Raw genomic sequence first — 16,858 nt, 5'->3', positions numbered from 1 at the left:
GCATCGCGCTGCTTGCGGGCAGCGCGCCCGCCCCGGTCGCGCCCTCGGCGGCGGTACCCGCCGCGGATCCCCGCGTACTGGCCATGAACCACGGCAGCCGGGTATTGCTGGAGTCGCTGCATGCCTGGCCCGAACGCTCGGCCGACATCCGCAACATCCATGTGTCGCAACGCGGCCGGCTGGGCCGCACCCTGATCCAGAACACCGATTTCGGCGTGCCGCAGCTGGGCAGCGTGGTCGCGTATTCGGGCCTGCATGCCAAGCTGGACGAATGCGTGGCCGCCTGTGGCGTCACCGTGCTGCAAGGTCCTCCCGCCCAGATCGGCCAGCAGGACGCCGACGGCGTGCGCATCCAGCAAGGCGAAGCGACGCTGCTGTGCCGGGTCGCGGTGCAGTCCGACGGCGCGGGCGCGACCGACGTGCGCCGGGACTACGACCAGCACGCCGTGCTGACCACCGCCCATGCCACCCTGCCGCGCCGCGGCTGGGCCTGGGAGCGCTTCACCGCCGAAGGGCCGCTGGCGCTGCTGCCGCATCCGCAGACCCCGGATGCCTATTCGGTGGTCTGGTGCAGCGCACCCGAACGCGCCGCCGAACTGGCCGCTCTGGACAATGCCGCCTTTTCGCGGGCGCTGTCTGAAGCTTTCGGCGACCGCCTGGGCCGGCTGTCCAGCCAGGCGCCGCGGCATGTCTTCCCGCTGGCGCTCAGCGCCCGCCGCGCCCAGGTGCATGGGCGCGTGGCGGCCATCGGCAATGCCGCGCAAACCCTGCATCCGGTCGCCGGACAGGGCTTGAATCTGGGCCTGCGCGACGCGGCCCGCCTGGCGCAGACCCTGGGCGGCTGGCTGGCCCAGCCTGACGTCAATCCCGGGGCCGCCCTGGCGGAATTCGCCGGGGCGCGCCACGTGGACCGCTTCCTCACCGCCGGCCTGACCGATCTGATGCCCCGCATCTTCTCGACCGGCCTGGCTCCGGTGGAGCATGCTTGCGGCCTGGCTTTATTGGGGATGGATCTGGCCTCTCCGTTGCGGGCGCCGCTGGCGCAGCATCTGCTGCAGGGTTTCCGCGCCTGAACCCCACCCGTTCCGCCCCCGAAAAGGGGCGGATTGCCTGTTTTCCTCCCCTTCTGTTACGAATTGTTCCCCTGGTGACAAAGGGGGCGCGATCGAGCCGGTTAAAATGTGAGCATGCGCATAGGTCAATGGACCCTTCCCAACAACGTGCTGGTCGCGCCCATGGCGGGCGTGACGGACCGTCCTTTCCGCCAGCTTTGCAAGAAGCTGGGGGCGGGCTACGCCGTGTCGGAAATGGCCGCCAGCAACCCAAAGTTGTGGGATAGCGTCAAGACATCCCGGCGCCTGAACCACGACGGCGAGATCGCCCCTATTTCCGTGCAGATCGCCGGCGCCGACCCCGCCATGATGGCGGAGGCGGCCGTGTTCAACGCCAGCAAGGGCGCCCGGATCATCGACATCAACATGGGCTGCCCGGTCAAGAAGGTCTGCAACGTGGCTTCCGGGTCGGCGTTGCTGCGCCACGAAGACCAGATCGCCCGCATCCTGGACGCGGTGGTGTCCGCCTGCGCACCCCTGGACGTGCCGGTGACGCTGAAGACCCGCACCGGCTGGGACCGCGAAAGCCGCAATGCCCTGCGGGTGGCGAAAATGGCGGAAAACGCCGGCATCGCCGCCCTGACCCTGCACGGACGCACCCGCGCCGACCTCTATACGGGCGAGGCGGAATATGACACTATCCGCGCCGTCAAGGCGGAGCTGAAAATCCCCGTTGTCGCCAACGGAGATATCACGACGCCCGAAAAAGCCAAGCACGTCCTGGATTACACTGGCGCCGACGCGGTCATGATCGGCCGGGCGGCTCAAGGCCGTCCCTGGATTTTCCGCGAAATCGACCACTACCTGCGCACGGGCGAAACACTGGCCCCTCCCTCCTATGGGGAAATGCGCGAGCTGCTGCTCGAACATCTCGACGACCACTACCGGTTCTATGGCGAGCACACCGGCGTACGCACGGCGCGCAAGCACATAGGCTGGTATCTGGACGGCCTGCCGGGGGCGGACTCGTTCTGCGCCCGCATGAATCTGATCGACAACACCCGCGACCAGTGGCGGGCCGTGTCGGACTGGTTCGACCTCATCTCGCGCGACGGCGGATCCCATCCGGCGCCGGTCGCAGAAGCCCTGCTGGCGGCATAACCGCCTCAACACCAACATAAAAATATCTGTACTCAAATGAGCAAGAAAGATGTCCTGGAAGAATGCGTGCGCGCCAGCCTGGAGCGCTATTTCGAAGACTTGGGCGAATCCGAACCCCACGACATGTGGGACATGGTGATGCGCTGCGTGGAGCGCCCGGTGCTGGAAGTGGCGTTGGAACGGTCGGGCGGCAATCAGTCGCGGGCATCCGAAATGCTGGGCATCACCCGCAACACCCTGCGCAAGAAGTTGCTGGCGCACAATATCCAGGTATAGCTTTCGTGCGCGGGCGGCAGGCGCGTCGCGCCGCCCGCTCCCCCCAGATTTCCCATCCGACCTGAACGAGAAAGGCGCTCCCGCCCCACTCCCGTCCCTCACCATGAAAATCGAAACCGCCCTGCTTTCGGTGTCCGACAAGACCGGCATCGTTGAATTTGCCCGCGCCCTGGCCGCGCGCGGCGTGCGCCTGCTGTCCACCGGCGGCACCGCCAAGCTGCTGGCCGACGCCGGCCTGACCGTCACTGAAGTGGCGGCCCACACGGGTTCGCCCGAAATTCTCGATGGCCGCGTCAAGACGCTGCACCCGAAGATCCATGGCGGCCTGCTGGCGCGCCGCGACAGCGCCGAGCACATGGACACCATCAAGGCGGCCGGCATCGACCGCATCGACATGCTGGTGGTCAACCTGTATCCGTTCCGCGAAACCGTGGCCAAGCCGGACTGCACCTTCGCCGACGCCGTCGAGAACATCGACATCGGCGGCCCGGCCATGCTGCGCGCGGCGGCCAAGAACCACGGCACCGAAGCCGGCGGCGTCACGGTGGTGATCGACCCGGTCGACTACTCGCGCGTGCTGGCTGAAATGGACAAGGGCGGCAAGACGTCCTACGGCCTGCGCCTGGCGCTGGCCTCCAAGGTCTACGCCCACACCGCCGCCTACGACGGCGCCATCGCCGCCTACCTGACCAGCCTGGCCGAAGCCGAGCCCAAGCAGGAAGCCGTGCCGGCCCGCAACGAATGGCCCGGCACCCTGACCCTGCAGGTCAAGCAGGAACAGGCGCTGCGCTACGGCGAGAACCCGCACCAGACCGCCGCCTTCTACGTGGACGCGCAGCGTCAGGCCGGCCTGCTGGGCAACTACCGCCAGTTGCAGGGCAAGGAACTGTCCTACAACAACATCGCGGACGCCGACGCCGCCTGGGAATGCGCCCGCAGCTTCGAGGCGCCCGCCTGCGTCATCGTCAAGCACGCCAACCCCTGCGGCGTGGCGGTCGCGGCCGACACGCTGGGCGCTTACCAGCAAGCCTTCAAGACCGACCCGACCTCGGCCTTCGGCGGCATCATCGCCTTCAACCGCCCGGTGGACGCCGCCACGGCCGAAGCCGTGAGCGCGCAGTTCCTGGAAGTACTGCTGGCCCCCGCCTATGACGGCGCCGCGCTGGCGATCCTGGCCGCCAAGAAGAACGTGCGCGTGCTGGAAGTGCCGATGGGCACGGGCCAGAACGCCTTCGACATCAAGCGCGTGGGCGGCGGCTGGCTGGTGCAGAGCCCGGACGCCTACAACGTGCCGCGCGATGCGCTCAAGGTGGTCAGCAAGCGCCAGCCCACCGAAGCTGAAATGAACGACCTGGCATTCGCCTGGAAGGTCGCCAAGTACGTCAAGTCCAACGCCATCGTGTTCGTGGGCGGCGGCATGACCCTGGGCGTGGGCGCCGGCCAGATGAGCCGCATCGACTCGGCCCGCATCGCCTCGATCAAGGCGGAAAACGCCGGCCTGACCCTGAAGGGCTCGGCCGTGGCGTCCGACGCCTTCTTCCCGTTCCGCGACGGCCTGGACGTGGTGGTGGCGGCTGGCGCGACCTGCGTGATCCAGCCCGGCGGCAGCATGCGCGACGATGAAGTCATCGCCGCGGCCGACGAGCACGGTATCGCCATGGTGCTGACCGGCACCCGTCACTTCCGCCACTGATGCGCGTCCTCGGCATCGATCCCGGCTTGCGCCGCACCGGCTTCGGTGTGATCGATGCCGACGGCCCGCGGTTGCGCTATGTGGCCAGCGGGACCATCGTGGTCCCGCCGGCGCTGGCGCTGTCCGAACGCCTCAAAGTCATCCTGGACAATCTGCGCCAGGTGGCGCGCGACACGCAACCCGATGTGGCCGCGCTGGAAATCATCTTCCTGAACACCAATCCCGCGTCCACGCTGCTGCTGGGCCAGGCGCGCGGCGCCGCACTGTGCGCGCTGGCCGACAGCTCGCTGGCGGTGCACGAGTACACCGCGCTGCAGATCAAGAAAGCCGTGGTCGGCACCGGCCGCGCCGCCAAGGAGCAGGTGCAGATGATGGTGCAGCACCTGCTGGCGCTGGACGGCGCGCCCGCGCCCGACTCGGCCGATGCGCTGGCCTGCGCGATCTGCCATGCCCATGCCGGCCCCATGCAGGACAAGCTGGAACGCCTGGGCGCGACCCTGCGCATGAGCGGCAAGACCCGCATCCGCAACGGCCGCCTGGTCGGCTGAACGCCTGATCCACCGCGATTTGCCGCAAGGCGGGACCGGTTCCCGCCGATTGCGCGCCCGCGCGTATAGAATCCCCGCATCCGCCGCGCATTCAGCGGCCTCACCATTGCCAGGCCACCATCACCATGATCGGACGCATCACCGGAACCCTGATCGAAAAACTCCCGCCCACCATCTGCGTGGACGTGGGCGGTCTGGGCTATGACATCGACGTGCCCATGAGCACGCTGTACTCGTTGCCCGACACTGGCGCCCGCGTCACGCTCTACACGCACCTGACGGTGCGCGAAGACGCGCACATCCTGTATGGCTTCGCTTCGGCCGGCGAACGCAGCGCGTTCCGCGAACTGATCAAGGTCAGCGGCATCGGCGCGCGCACCGCGCTGTCGGTGCTGTCGGGGCTGTCGGTGGCGGATCTGGCGCAGGCCATCACCTTGCAGGAATCGGGCCGCCTGACGCGCGTGCCAGGGATCGGCAAGAAGACCGCGGAACGCCTGTTGCTGGAGATGCGCGGCAAGCTGGGCGCCGACATCGGCGCGTCCGCCCACGCCACGCCCGACAATCAGTCGGACATCCTGAACGCGCTGCTGGCGCTGGGCTACTCGGAAAAGGAATCGCTGTCGGCGCTGAAGACCCTGCCGGAAGGCGTGGGCGTGTCCGACGGCATCAAGCAGGCCTTGAAGGCGCTGGTGCGCTGAGACAGGCTTACAGGTAGCGTGGCGCCACGGCTTCCAGGCCGGTCGGCACCACATGCAGTTCCGGCGCGATCGGCCCGCTGCAGATGTTGTCGCGGCGCAGGGAGTCCAGGTTGTCGCGCGACATCAGCGGCGTGCCAGGCAGGCATTCGAACAGCCGGGCCTGCATGCGGCCCACGCCCATCGGCATGCTGACGACCGGCCGAGGATGGCCGCTCCAGGCGGCGCACAGGCGGGCGATCTCGCCCAGCGTGTAGACCTGGGGGCCGCCCAGTTCGTAGGTCTTGCCACAGGTGTGCGTATTGCCCAGCGCCGACACGATGGCCGCGACCACGTCGCCCACATAGACCGGCTGCATGCGCACGTGCGCGCCCGCCAGCGGCAGCACCGGCAGCCAGCGCGCCAGGCCGGCGAACATATTGGTGAATTTGTCGTCGGGGCCGAAGACCACCGAAGGACGGAAGATGGTCCAACCGCCTTCCTGCCAGCCCTGCAATTCCTGTTTGATGGCGGCTTCGCCGTCGCCCTTGGAGCGCTGGTACATGCTGTCGCCATTGGAATCGGCGCCCAGCGCGCTGACGTGCAGCAGCCGGCGCACGTCCTGCCGGCGGCACGCTTGCGCGATGCGCTGCGGCAGCAGCACGTGCGCCCGCGCGAACTCCGAGCCATAGGGCCTGCCGCCGTTGCCGTGCAGGATGCCGACCAGGTTGACGACCGCGTCGCAGCCCTGCGCCAGGCTGTCCAGCGTGGCGTCGTCGTGCACGTCGCATTCGAGCAAAGTAACGGTGGGAAGAATCTGCAGGTCGCGCCCGCGGCTGTAGAGCCGGGTGGGCACGACGATCTGATGTTGATCCGCGGAAAGCCGCGCTACCAGATGACGGCCGATGAAACCGGTGCCGCCGATGACAAGGATACGCATGTCGCAGCCCCTGTTCGTCAGGATTCAGTCCCGATTCTGCCTTGCACACGCTACAACCGCAAGCGCGCATCGGCGGCCCCGAAACAGGGCCGCCCGCCGCTATCAGGCCGCCAGCAGCTTGGCGTAGGCCGGAAGATCGACGTTGCCGCCGCTGATGATGACGCCGACCCGCGCGCCGCGCACCGGCACCACGTTCTGCATGACGGCGGCCGCGCCCAGGCAGCCGGTGGGTTCGACCACCATCTTCATTCGTTCGGCGAAGAAGCGCATGGCGGTGACCAGCTGTTCGTCGGTCACCGTGACGATGTCGCGCACATGCTTCTGGATGAGCGGAAAGGTCAGATTGCCCAGGTGCGTGGTGGCGGCGCCGTCTGCCAGGGTCTTGGGCGCCGGAATTCGGACGATTTCACCTTTGCGCAAGGACTGCTGGCCGTCGTTGCCGGCCTCGGGCTCGACTCCGTAGACCAGGCAGCGCGGGCTCAGCGCGTAGGCGGACAGCGCCGACCCCGACAGCAGGCCGCCGCCGCCCAGGCAGACGAACAGGTAATCCAGCTCGCCCACTTCCTCGAACAGTTCCTTGGCGGCGGTGCCCTGGCCGGCAATCACGTCTTCGTGATCGTAGGGCGGGATCAGGGTGGCGCCGGTTTCCGCCTGGATGCGGCGGGCGATCGCCTCGCGGTCCTCGGTGTAGCGGTCATAGGTGACGATCTTGCCGCCATAGCCCTCGGTGGCGGCGCGCTTGGCGGCGGGCGCATCCAGCGGCATGATGATGGTGGCCTGCACGCCCTGCAGCCTGGAGGCCAGGGCGATGGCCTGCGCATGGTTGCCCGACGAGAACGTCACCACGCCTGCGGCGCGCTGCTCAGGCGTCAGGCGCGCGATGGCGTTGTAGCCGCCGCGGAACTTGAAGGCGCCCATGCGCTGGAAGTTCTCGCACTTGAAGAAGACCGACGCGCCGCTGATCGCGTCGGCCGTGGCCGAGGTCAGTACGGGCGTCCGGTGTGCGTTGCCGGCCAGGCGCTCGCTGGCGCGCACGACGTCGTCATAGGTGGGCAATTCGGGCTGCATGGGATTGGGTCCTTTGATCGCGAAGGGAAATCAAAACCTTCGGATGATAAACCCGCGGCGCAGTCGCGGCGCCAATTGGACGCCGTTCGCTGCGCGGCTCCCGTCCGATTGACCCGCCGCCTACTTGCCGAAGAGGTCGCCGGAACCGGCCGCGTTGCCGGCCGGCGGGGTCAGGCCCAGGTGGCGCCAGGTGGTCAGCGTGGCGGTGCGACCGCGCGGTGTGCGCTGCAGATAGCCATGCTGGATCAGATAGGGTTCGATCACGTCCTCGATCGTGTCGCGCTCTTCGCCGATGGCGGCGGCCAGGCTGTCCACGCCGACGGGACCGCCGTCGAACTTGTGGATGATGGCCTCGAGCAGCTTGCGGTCCATCAGGTCCAGGCCCTGCGGATCCACCTCCAGCATGGCTAGCGCGCGGCCGGCGACCTCGGCGTCGATGGTGCCGCCAGCCTTGACTTCGGCGTAGTCGCGCACTCGGCGCAGCAGCCGGTTGGCGATACGCGGCGTGCCGCGGGCGCGGCGCGCCACCTCGGCCGCGCCTTCCGGCGTGATGTCGGCGTTCAAGAGGCCGGCGCTGCGCGTGACGATGTGGCCGAGATCGGCGGCGTTATAGAACTCCAGGCGCGACACGATGCCGAAGCGGTCGCGCAAGGGATTGGTCAGCATGCCGGCGCGAGTGGTGGCGCCGACCAGGGTGAACGGCTGCAGGTCCAGCTTCACGCTGCGCGCCGCGGGCCCTTCGCCGATCAGGATGTCGATCTGGAAATCCTCCAGCGCCGGATAGAGGATTTCCTCGACCACGGGCGACAGGCGGTGGATTTCGTCGATGAACAGGACGTCGTTCTTTTCCAGGTTGGTCAGCAGCGCCGCCAGGTCGCCCGGCCGTTCCAGCACCGGACCGGACGTCTGGCGCAGTTGCACGCCCATTTCATGCGCGATGATGTGGGCCAGCGTGGTCTTGCCCAGGCCAGGCGGGCCGAACAGCAGCACGTGGTCCAGGGCTTCGCCGCGCTTCCTGGCCGCGGCGATGAAGATCTCCAGTTGCTCGCGGGCCCGCTGCTGGCCGACGTACTCGCCCAGCGCCTTGGGCCGCAAGGCGCGTTCGATCGACTCCTCGTTGGGCGATACCGGCTGCGGCGCCACGATACGGGGGGCGTCGGGACGGGAGGAAAGTGAATCGGACTGGATGGCCATGGTGCGGAAACAACAAAGTACTGAGCAGGATGCATCGTACCGTAGGGCGGCCCGCCCCGGGGGGCGGCCGCCCTTGCCTGGACAGTCCTAAGGCGTTTCCGACAGCGGCAGCCTGACCCGCACGCACAGTCCGCCGGATTCCGCTTGCAACAGCTCCAGCGACCCGCCGTGGGCGCGCGCGATGGCCTCGGCCAGCGCCAGGCCCAGCCCCACGCTGCCCGTGCGCGTGCGTGCATCGTCCAGCCGGCTGAACGGACGCAAGGCTTCCTGGCGCCGCTCCGGCACGATGCCCGATCCATGGTCGGCCACGTCCAGCACCGCGTGGCGTCCCTCGTGCCGCAGGCTGACCTCGACCGGCGGCGCGCCATGGTTCAGCGCATTGCCGATCAGGTTGTCCAGCAGGCGGCCCAGCGCCACGGCGTCCGCCTGCACCACCAGGGCAGCAACATCGTCGCCGGCCCGCAGGCTGATGTCGGTGCCGGCGCCCTGCCAGGCGCCCACGCGCTCGGTCAGCCAGTCGGACAGGATCATGGAGGCGTAGCGATAGGCGGCAGGATCAGTGCCGCGCACGAAGCCGATGAACTGGTCGACCATGTGCTGCATGTCCTGCAGGTCCGCGCGCAGCCCCTCCTTCAGCTTGGAGTCGTCGGCCAGCTCGATCCGCAGCCACATCCGCGACAAAGGTCCCTTCAAGTCATGCGGCAGGCCCGACAGCAGGGTGCGGCGCACCGAATCGGATTCCGACAGCGCATCCAGCATGGCGTTGAAGCGTACGCCCAGCACCCGCGTTTCATGCGGCCCCGAGGGCTCGACCCGCTGCGGCTGCCCCGCAGCCAGGCGGTCGGCCGCGTCGGCCAGCCGGGTGATCGGACGCGTGATATGCCAGGAGAAACCCACCGCCAGCAACAGCAGCAGTCCCAGGCCGCCCAGCCAGGCGGCGATGAACGGCGTGGCGACCGGCGGGTCCAGGCGGTCCAGCGGAATGACCAGCCATTCGCGCAGGCGCGGCGCGTCCTCGCTGGCGGGATTGGGCGCCAGCGAAATGAAGATTTCGGGCGTGGGTCCGCGCGACAGCGCCACGCGCGTGCCGTCGTTCAGGCGTTCATTGAGTTGTTGCACCAGCACCCGCAGGTCGCGGCGGATGTCGTCCGGCTCGGGCTGGTAGCGGCGGTTGTGCTCCTCGCGATCGCGCGCGCGCTCGCCTTCGCGGGCCTCTGTCCGTTCCTCGTCGCGCACTTCGGGCGGCGGCGGCGCCGGGGGGCCGTGTATCTGCGTATCCGCGGCCGCAGGCGGCGCTGGAGGCGGCCGCGGCGCGGGCTTGGGCGGAGGACGGCGGCCATTGAAGCGTTGCAGCTTGGCTTCGGCGGGCAGCACCCGCGACCACAGCCGCCATTGGTTCTGCGAGGCCGTGCGCACGAAGTCGGCGCGCTCCTCCGCCGGCACCTGCGACACGGCGGCGCGCAGCGTACGGATGGTGGTGACGATGTAGCCGATGGCCACGTCTTCCATGAACTTGTGCCGGAAGTACGACACCGTCACCAGCGTGGCCGCCTGCGTCAGCAGGACCGAACCCAGGATCAGCAGGATCAGCCTTGCCCGCAGCGATCGCGGCACCAGGAAACCAGGGGAAAAGCGCATCAGGGCGAGAACCGGTAGCCGATGCCCCAGACGGTCTGGATCCAGCGCGGTTGCTTGGGATCTTCTTCTATGACCCGGCGCAGCCGCAGGATGGCGATGTCGATGGCGCGGTCATTGCGTTCGCCCGCGTCGTCGTCGCGCGCCAGCGCCAGCAGGCGTTCGCGCGACAGCGGCTTGCCCGCGTTGCGCACCAGCGCTTCCAGCAGATTGATTTCACCGCCGGTCAGCTTGACCACCGTACCCTCGCGCGACAACTGGCGGGTGGAGGGATCGAACACGAAGGGGCCGAACGCGACCGGCGCATCCTTGGTCAGCGCCGACGGGCCGCGCTTGCGGCGCAGCACGGCCTCGATGCGGGCCAGCAGTTCGCGCGGGTCGAAGGGCTTGCCGACGTAATCGTCGGCGCCGGCCTCCAGGCCGATGATGCGGTCCACCGCCTCGTCGCGGGCGGTCAGCAGGATGACGGGGATGTCCTCGCCTTGTTCGCGCAGGCGGCGGCAGGCGTCCGCGCCATCGCCGCCCGGCAGCATGCGGTCCAGCACCAGCAGGTCGGGCGCGTAGCGGGTGATGCGGGACGACAGGTCGGTGGCGTCTGGCGCCAGCAAGGTGTCGTAGCCGTGCCGGTTCAGGTAATCGGCCAGCAATTGCCGTAAGGCAGGATCGTCGTCGACGACCAGCAGCTTGGTGTGGGGATTGTCCATGGATGCCATAGTGCGGCCCGGCGGGCCCCGCCGCAAGAGGCGGGAAATCAACTGAAATATACCTGTTGCACGATGTTGGGCATGTTTTCGAGCGCTTTCCCGCCACGGCCCCGCGCCGGTTCGGACTGGCCCTAAAATGGAATCCAGCCTGCCTTCTGTCCGCTTTGCTAAAAAACGTTTACAGGCAAGGTGGCGCCCCCTTTTTACACTGTGTCTATGATCGCCCCTGCATTCAACTGGCGAAACCGGCTGGTGCGCGCCGCGTTGGCGGCGGCCCTGGCCTGCCCGCTCGCCCCGGCCCTGGGTGATCCGCTGGCTGCGTCCCCTTATATGCCTCCCGCGCCCACGGCGCGCGGCATCGGCGCGCTGTCTCCGGTTCAGCCCATTCCCGTGCGCCCCGCTGCGTCGATGGAATCACGCGCGGTGCCGCTGGATCCGTCCCCGTGCGACATGCAAACCATGGAACCAGCGCTGGACACCAGCGTGCACGGCGCGGGCGACACGGATCTGATCCCCGGCACCGGACTGGCCCTGTCCGGCGACGCCCAGCCCGCCCCTGTCCCCCTGGATTGCGGCGTGCTCGCCACGCCCGAGGAAGCCACGCCGGACTACTCCTTCGTCCTCCAGGACGGAGATCTGCCGCGCGTGCCCGTGGTCATGATTTCCGGCGTGTCGCGCGCTTCCCGCCCGTGGTTCGCCTCCGCCAGCAGCCAGGACGGCCTGCGCTACGGCGGCAACCGCAACTGGGTCTACCGCAACACCTCGGGTCCGTCCGTCGCCGTCGGCAACATCGACGCCAGGGCGCCCGCCTGGGGCAGCAGCGCGCCGGTGGGCGGGTTGCAGATATCGAACTGGGCCGGGTCCGGCGCCACCGCGCCGGAAGGCAGCTTCGGTTATTCGTCATCGCTGGGCCGGCTCAACCGCATGGACCCCGCGGCCAATTCGGGCGCGGTGGACTACGGCGACACGGTAGGCAGCGGCAGCGTGCGCTACGGGCTCACGCCGGCGCTGACCGTGGAGGGCCAGATGCAGAGCGCGCCCTCGCTCACGACGCGCGGCATGGGCACCACCTACGCCGCCGGCGAGTACGGCACATTCCGCGCCGGGGCCACGCAAAGCTCGTTCGACACCGCCAGCGCCTGGCGCTACCGCTTCAACTACAGCGTGGACGTGGGCGACAGCCTGAACCTGGGTTACACCAACGAGCAGGTCGGCGCCGGCTTCGGCGACCTGTCCAGCTACTCGGGCGGCGTCGTCTCGACCGCGCACACCCGCAACACGCTATCGGCGGGCGTGCCCATCACGGGCTGGGGCGTGCTCAGCGGCACCTATTCGGGGCTGCGGGAAGGCTCCGAGCTGGCCGAACAGCGCGTGGGCTTGTCCCACAGCATGTTCGTGGCGCCCAAGGTCAAGCTGGCGGTGGGCGCCGACCGCGACATCCTGTCGGGCAACTACGAATGGCGCGCCAACCTGAGCATGCCGGTGGACACCTTCATGCGCGGCACCTGGCTCAGTTGGTAGGCAGGCCACCGCAGGGACGGAAATCTCCCTCTGGAAAGGCCCGCGCGGAATTGCGGCTTAAAATCCCTGCCATGATGCTTCCGGCCTACCCCCATGTCTGACGCGCGCGCCCTCGGCGTGTTGCAGCGCGTTTTCGGTTACGAATCCTTCCGCGGCGACCAGCAAGCCATTGTCGAACAGGTGATCGACGGCGGCGACGCGCTGGTCCTCATGCCTACCGGCGGCGGCAAGTCGCTCTGTTACCAGATCCCCTCGCTGGTCCGCGAAGGCACCGGCATCGTCGTGTCGCCGCTGATCGCGCTGATGCAGGATCAGGTCGATGCCCTGACCGAACTGGGCGTGCGCGCGGCCTTCCTGAATTCCACGCAGGAATGGCGGGTCGCCCGCGACGTCGAGCAGGCCTTCCTGGCCGGCGAGCTGGACTTGCTGTACGTGGCGCCCGAACGCCTGCTGACCGACCGCTGCCTGCAACTGCTGGAACGCGGCCGCATCGCGCTGTTCGCCATCGACGAGGCCCACTGCGTGTCCCAGTGGGGGCACGACTTCCGTCCCGAATACCTGGGCCTATCGATGCTGCACGAGCGCTGGCCCGACGTGCCGCGCATCGCGCTCACCGCCACCGCCACCGCCGACACACGCAGCGAGATCGCCCAGCGCCTGTCGCTGGACGACGCGCGCCACTTCGTTTCCAGCTTCGACCGCCCCAACATCCGCTACCGCATCATCGAAAAGAACGAGGTGCGCAAGCAATTGCTGGACATGATCCAGACCGACCACGAAGGCGAATCCGGCGTGGTGTACTGCCTGTCGCGGGCCCGCGTCGAAGAAACCGCGGAGTTCCTGTGCAACCAGGGCATCGACGCGATGCCCTATCACGCGGGCCTCAGCGCGCAGGTGCGCGCCGCCAACCAGTCGCGCTTCCTGCGCGAGGACGCCGTGGTCATGGTGGCCACCATCGCCTTCGGCATGGGCATCGACAAGCCCGACGTGCGCTTCGTGGCCCACATCGACCTGCCCAAGTCCGTGGAAGGCTATTACCAGGAAACCGGCCGCGCCGGCCGCGACGGCCTGCCGGCCACGGCCTGGCTGGCCTATGGCTTGCAAGACGTGGTGCAGCAGCGCCGCATGATCGACGAATCGCCCGGCGACGAGTCCTACCGCAGGCGCCTGGGCCAGCAGCTGGACGCCATGCTGGGGCTGTGCGAAACGGTGGAATGCCGGCGCGTGCGCCTGCTGGCCTACTTCGGCCAGCAAATCACGGCCTGCGGCAATTGCGACGTCTGCCTGGAACCGCCCCAGGCCTGGGACGGCACGGTGGCCGCGCAGAAGGTGCTGTCCGCCGTCTACCGCCTGTGGAAGGAACGCGGCCAACGCTATGGCGCCGGGCACATCATCGACATCCTGCGCGGCAAGGTCACCGACCGCACCAAGCAGCACGGCCACGAAACGCTGAGCGTGTTCGGCGTGGGCGCGGACCTGAGCGATACCGCCTGGCGCGGCGTGCTGCGCCAATTGCTGGCGCAAGGCCTGCTGACGGTGGACCACGAAGGCTACGGCACCCTGGCCCTGACCGAAGGCAGCCGGGCCGTGCTCAAGGGCGAACGGCAACTGATGCTGCGCCGGGAATCCGAAAAGAAACCGCGTGCGGGCAAGACCGGCAGCGGCCGCCCCAAGGCGGCGGCCATCGACCTGCCGGCCGAACTGCAGCCCGTATTCGAGGCCCTGCGCGCCTGGCGCGGCGAAGTGGCCAAGAGCCACGGCGTGCCGGCCTACGTCATCTTCCACGATGCCACGCTGCGGGAAATCGCGCTGGCCCAGCCCGAATCGATGGACGACCTGAGCCACATCAGCGGCGTGGGCGCCCGCAAGCTGGAAGCCTACGGCGAAGAAATCCTGCAGCGCGTGGCCAGGCCGGTCTTGTGATGCCGGCCCCGGCCGGGTTGCCCGGCCGGATCAGCCCGGCGGCGGCAACAGCGGCACCGGCGCGCGTTCCTTGCCGAACACCGAGCGGTAGGCCAGGATGTTGAACACCAGCACCACCGGAATGCCCACCACCGCGCCGGCCAGCACCAGGCGCATCGAGCCCAGCGCGCCCGCGCCGTCCCACAGCGTCATGTCGTCCAGGATCAGGTAGGGGAACAGGCTGTAGGCCAGGCCGCTGAGCATCAGCAGGAACAGGGCCACGCACAGCACGAACGGCAGCCAGCTGAAGCGGTCAGCCTTCCCGGGCAGCCGCGCCAGCAGCATTTCGGCCGCCACGAAGCCCGCCAGCATCAGCACCCAGACCGTCGCCGCCAGGCTAAGGTGAGCGATGTTGCTCCACTTATAGAAGATGCCCGCGTTGGCCAGGCCCAGCGTGACCGCGATCGCCACCATGCCCACCGCCGTCCAGCGGATGGCGTGGCGAGCCCAGTTGGCGGCGCGGCGCTGCAAATCGCCGTCCACCCGCATGACCAGCCAGGACGCGCCCAGCAGCACGTAGGCCGCCACCGCGCACAGGCCCACGAACATGGAGAACCAGCCGTAGCCGGCATCGGACTGGTAGCCGGTCGCGATGCGGCCAAGCAGCATGCCCTGGCCGAAGGCAGCGATCAGCGAACCCGCCCAGAAGCCGAAGATCCAGCGCGGCTTCATTTCATTGCGCGCGCGGATGCGGAATTCGAACGAAACGCTGCGCAGCACCACGCCCAGCACCATGCAGGTGAGCGGCCCGTAGAGCTTGCCCAGCACCGCGCCCCAGGCGAACGGGAACGCCGCCGCGAACAGGCCCATGCCCAGCAGCAGCCAGAATTCATTGGCGTCGCGCCACGGGCTGAGCAGGCTCATCATGCGGCCGCGCTCGTGCTCAGGCGCCAGCTGCAGCAGGATGCCCACGCCCAGGTCGAAGCCGTCCAGCACCATGCCCGCGGCGATCACCACGAACAGCAGAGCCATGAAGGCCAACGGCATCCAGAACGAAGGGTCGTCGGGGTTAAGGCCCTGGGAGGCGGCCAGCATGGCGATCATGGCGTGCCTCCGCCCAGTTTGCGCACAGGGACTACGCCGTAGCGCGCGGCGTGGAACAGCATGCCGACAAAGGCCGCGAGCAGCAGCAGGTACAGCACGCCATAGCCGATCAAGCCATACAGCACGGTGCTGGAGGCCACGATGCCCAGCACTTCGGATTGCGTGATGGTGCCGTTCACCGCGAACGGCTGCAGACCCAGGATGGATACCCACCATCCGGCCACGACGGCGATGGCGCCGGAGAACATCATGCCGCACAGGACCCGCTGCCACCACTGCGGCAGCGTGGATGGATCCAGCCCGCGCCGGAACGTCCACAGGAAAGTCACGCAGGCCACGGCCAGCATCAGCAGGCCCAGTCCGGCCGCCACGCGCAGCGACCAGAAGGTCAGCGCCACCGGCGGCAGCATGCCCGAGTATTTGTCCAGGCCGCGGTAGGTGCCGTCCTGGTTGCGGTGCAGCCACATCCCGCCCATGTTGCGCAGGGTCAGGTCGGCCACGTTCTCATGGGCGCGCGCGTCGGGCCAGGCAAACAGCACCAGCTGAGGCTCCGCGCCGCTTTCCCAGTAGCCTGCGGCGGCGGCGGCCTTGGCCGGCTGCAGCTTGGCGATCATCTGGCCGGCGCCGGTCGCGACCGGCAGCTGCATGAAGGCCGCCACCACGGCGATCACCAGGGCGGTCTTGAACGTATTGCGCTCGCCGTCGCCCAACGGGCGCCGCAAGGCCTGCAGCGCAGTCACGCCCATCATCAGGAACGAGGCGGCCAGGGCCGCGCCCACCATCACCACCGCCATGCGCCAGCCCACGGACGGATTCAGCACCACGGCCATCCAGTCGTAGACCTGGTAGCGGCCGTCAACCAGCAGCGCGCCGTCCGGCGTCTGCATCCACGATTGCAGCGCCAGCACCCAGAACACCGCCACCAGTTGGCCCACCGCCACCATCAGCACGGCCAGCGTATGGGCGCCATCCGACACGCGACGCTGGCCGAACAGCATGACGCCCAGGAAACAGGACTTGAGGATGAAAACCGAGAGAATGCCGTAGCCCAGCAAGGGACCGGCCACGTTGCCGATCTTGTCCATCAGGCCCGCCCACAGGCTGCCCAACTGGATCAGCACCGGCACGCTGGCCGCCAGTGTCAGCACGAAGGCCAGCGCGAAGATCCGCACCCAGAAGCGATACGCGGCGGTCCAACCGCCATGGCCGGACCAGCGTGCCCTGATCTTGAAGAACAGCAACACCCAGGCGAGCGCCAGGGAGAAGGCCAGGAAGAAAGCCAGGAAGCTCAGGCTGGCCACGAACTGCGCGCGGGCCAGGGATAACGTGGATATGTCCATGATGGCCCGTAGTGTAGAGCCAGTTACATCACTGTGGGGACAGTTT

At 68.4% G+C, this 16,858-nt stretch carries 15 protein-coding genes; 8 read left to right on the top strand and 7 right to left on the bottom strand.

Annotation, left to right across the window (positions count from 1 at the left end):
* From WBB14_RS22685 to ruvA, 6 genes are all read left to right on the top strand, one after another.
* Positions 1-1,073 (top strand): UbiH/UbiF/VisC/COQ6 family ubiquinone biosynthesis hydroxylase (locus tag WBB14_RS22685; protein ID WP_424241832.1); only part of this gene is annotated, 1,073 nt, incomplete at its 5' end.
* A 114-nt stretch (positions 1,074-1,187) separates the two neighbouring features.
* Positions 1,188-2,213 carry a tRNA dihydrouridine synthase DusB gene (dusB, locus tag WBB14_RS22680; RefSeq protein WP_424241831.1) on the top strand — a complete coding sequence of 342 codons (1,026 nt, stop codon included), beginning with the start codon at positions 1,188-1,190 and terminating at the stop codon, positions 2,211-2,213.
* Between the two features lie 36 nt (positions 2,214-2,249).
* Positions 2,250-2,489 carry a helix-turn-helix domain-containing protein gene (locus tag WBB14_RS22675; protein WP_006217670.1) on the top strand — a complete coding sequence of 80 codons (240 nt, stop codon included), beginning with the start codon at positions 2,250-2,252 and terminating at the stop codon, positions 2,487-2,489.
* 103 nt (positions 2,490-2,592) lie between these two features.
* Positions 2,593-4,182 (top strand): bifunctional phosphoribosylaminoimidazolecarboxamide formyltransferase/IMP cyclohydrolase, encoded by a 1,590-nt coding sequence (gene purH / locus WBB14_RS22670; protein WP_424241830.1) that lies wholly within the window; start codon positions 2,593-2,595, stop codon positions 4,180-4,182.
* Positions 4,182-4,730, top strand: a complete 549-nt coding sequence (ruvC, locus tag WBB14_RS22665) for a crossover junction endodeoxyribonuclease RuvC (protein ID WP_332014366.1) — start codon at positions 4,182-4,184, stop codon at positions 4,728-4,730. The genes purH and ruvC overlap by 1 nt, the downstream gene beginning before the upstream one ends.
* Positions 4,731-4,855: 125 nt before the next feature.
* Positions 4,856-5,428 carry a Holliday junction branch migration protein RuvA gene (gene ruvA / locus WBB14_RS22660; protein WP_173143858.1) on the top strand — a complete coding sequence of 191 codons (573 nt, stop codon included), beginning with the start codon at positions 4,856-4,858 and terminating at the stop codon, positions 5,426-5,428.
* A gap of 7 nt (positions 5,429-5,435) precedes the next feature.
* Here the strand turns inward: ruvA and WBB14_RS22655 are convergent, their stop codons facing one another.
* The 5 genes from WBB14_RS22655 to WBB14_RS22635 form a co-directional block, all read right to left on the bottom strand.
* Entirely contained in the window at positions 5,436-6,344 is a 909-nt protein-coding gene (locus tag WBB14_RS22655) for a complex I NDUFA9 subunit family protein (protein WP_424241829.1), read from the bottom strand.
* 102 nt (positions 6,345-6,446) lie between these two features.
* Positions 6,447-7,412 (bottom strand): threo-3-hydroxy-L-aspartate ammonia-lyase, encoded by a 966-nt coding sequence (locus WBB14_RS22650; protein ID WP_424241828.1) that lies wholly within the window; start codon positions 7,410-7,412, stop codon positions 6,447-6,449.
* Between the two features lie 120 nt (positions 7,413-7,532).
* Positions 7,533-8,606, bottom strand: a complete 1,074-nt coding sequence (ruvB, locus tag WBB14_RS22645; RefSeq protein ID WP_424241827.1) for a Holliday junction branch migration DNA helicase RuvB — start codon at positions 8,604-8,606, stop codon at positions 7,533-7,535.
* 87 nt (positions 8,607-8,693) lie between these two features.
* Positions 8,694-10,244, bottom strand: coding sequence for a sensor histidine kinase (locus WBB14_RS22640; protein WP_424241826.1), 1,551 nt, complete (start codon positions 10,242-10,244; stop codon positions 8,694-8,696).
* Positions 10,244-10,945 (bottom strand): response regulator, encoded by a 702-nt coding sequence (locus WBB14_RS22635; RefSeq protein WP_424241825.1) that lies wholly within the window; start codon positions 10,943-10,945, stop codon positions 10,244-10,246. The genes WBB14_RS22640 and WBB14_RS22635 overlap by 1 nt, the downstream gene beginning before the upstream one ends.
* A gap of 216 nt (positions 10,946-11,161) precedes the next feature.
* Here WBB14_RS22635 and WBB14_RS22630 point away from each other — a divergent pair, with 216 nt between their 5' ends.
* Together WBB14_RS22630 and recQ are read left to right on the top strand one after the other, a co-directional pair.
* A complete protein-coding gene (locus WBB14_RS22630; RefSeq protein WP_424241824.1) occupies positions 11,162-12,466 on the top strand; it encodes a fimbrial protein in 1,305 nt (434 codons plus the stop codon).
* 93 nt (positions 12,467-12,559) lie between these two features.
* Positions 12,560-14,389 (top strand): DNA helicase RecQ, encoded by a 1,830-nt coding sequence (gene recQ / locus WBB14_RS22625; RefSeq protein ID WP_424241823.1) that lies wholly within the window; start codon positions 12,560-12,562, stop codon positions 14,387-14,389.
* 30 nt (positions 14,390-14,419) lie between these two features.
* Here the strand turns inward: recQ and WBB14_RS22620 are convergent, their stop codons facing one another.
* Positions 14,420-15,472, bottom strand: coding sequence for a cytochrome d ubiquinol oxidase subunit II (locus tag WBB14_RS22620; RefSeq protein WP_424241822.1), 1,053 nt, complete (start codon positions 15,470-15,472; stop codon positions 14,420-14,422).
* A complete protein-coding gene (locus WBB14_RS22615; RefSeq protein WP_424241821.1) occupies positions 15,469-16,812 on the bottom strand; it encodes a cytochrome ubiquinol oxidase subunit I in 1,344 nt (447 codons plus the stop codon). The genes WBB14_RS22620 and WBB14_RS22615 overlap by 4 nt, the downstream gene beginning before the upstream one ends.
* Positions 16,813-16,858 lie beyond the last annotated feature (46 nt).

The organism is Achromobacter sp., assembly GCF_049647645.1.
Taxonomy (GTDB): domain Bacteria; phylum Pseudomonadota; class Gammaproteobacteria; order Burkholderiales; family Burkholderiaceae_B; genus Achromobacter.
Note: the sequence above shows the minus strand (reverse complement) of the source record. Positions and strands in the feature narration are given on the sequence as shown.

What these genes read in the sequence shown, in the direction of transcription:
- dusB (WP_424241831.1), top strand. Translation starts at nt 1,188, where the DNA reads ATGCGCATAGGTCAATGGACCCTTCCCAACAACGTGCTGGTCGCGCCC.
- WBB14_RS22675 (WP_006217670.1), top strand. Translation starts at nt 2,250, where the DNA reads ATGAGCAAGAAAGATGTCCTGGAAGAATGCGTGCGCGCCAGCCTGGAG.
- purH (WP_424241830.1), top strand. Translation starts at nt 2,593, where the DNA reads ATGAAAATCGAAACCGCCCTGCTTTCGGTGTCCGACAAGACCGGCATC.
- ruvC (WP_332014366.1), top strand. Translation starts at nt 4,182, where the DNA reads ATGCGCGTCCTCGGCATCGATCCCGGCTTGCGCCGCACCGGCTTCGGT.
- ruvA (WP_173143858.1), top strand. Translation starts at nt 4,856, where the DNA reads ATGATCGGACGCATCACCGGAACCCTGATCGAAAAACTCCCGCCCACC.
- WBB14_RS22655 (WP_424241829.1), bottom strand. Translation starts at nt 6,344, where the DNA reads ATGCGTATCCTTGTCATCGGCGGCACCGGTTTCATCGGCCGTCATCTG.
- WBB14_RS22650 (WP_424241828.1), bottom strand. Translation starts at nt 7,412, where the DNA reads ATGCAGCCCGAATTGCCCACCTATGACGACGTCGTGCGCGCCAGCGAG.
- ruvB (WP_424241827.1), bottom strand. Translation starts at nt 8,606, where the DNA reads ATGGCCATCCAGTCCGATTCACTTTCCTCCCGTCCCGACGCCCCCCGT.
- WBB14_RS22640 (WP_424241826.1), bottom strand. Translation starts at nt 10,244, where the DNA reads ATGCGCTTTTCCCCTGGTTTCCTGGTGCCGCGATCGCTGCGGGCAAGG.
- WBB14_RS22635 (WP_424241825.1), bottom strand. Translation starts at nt 10,945, where the DNA reads ATGGACAATCCCCACACCAAGCTGCTGGTCGTCGACGACGATCCTGCC.
- WBB14_RS22630 (WP_424241824.1), top strand. Translation starts at nt 11,162, where the DNA reads ATGATCGCCCCTGCATTCAACTGGCGAAACCGGCTGGTGCGCGCCGCG.
- recQ (WP_424241823.1), top strand. Translation starts at nt 12,560, where the DNA reads ATGTCTGACGCGCGCGCCCTCGGCGTGTTGCAGCGCGTTTTCGGTTAC.
- WBB14_RS22620 (WP_424241822.1), bottom strand. Translation starts at nt 15,472, where the DNA reads ATGATCGCCATGCTGGCCGCCTCCCAGGGCCTTAACCCCGACGACCCT.
- WBB14_RS22615 (WP_424241821.1), bottom strand. Translation starts at nt 16,812, where the DNA reads ATGGACATATCCACGTTATCCCTGGCCCGCGCGCAGTTCGTGGCCAGC.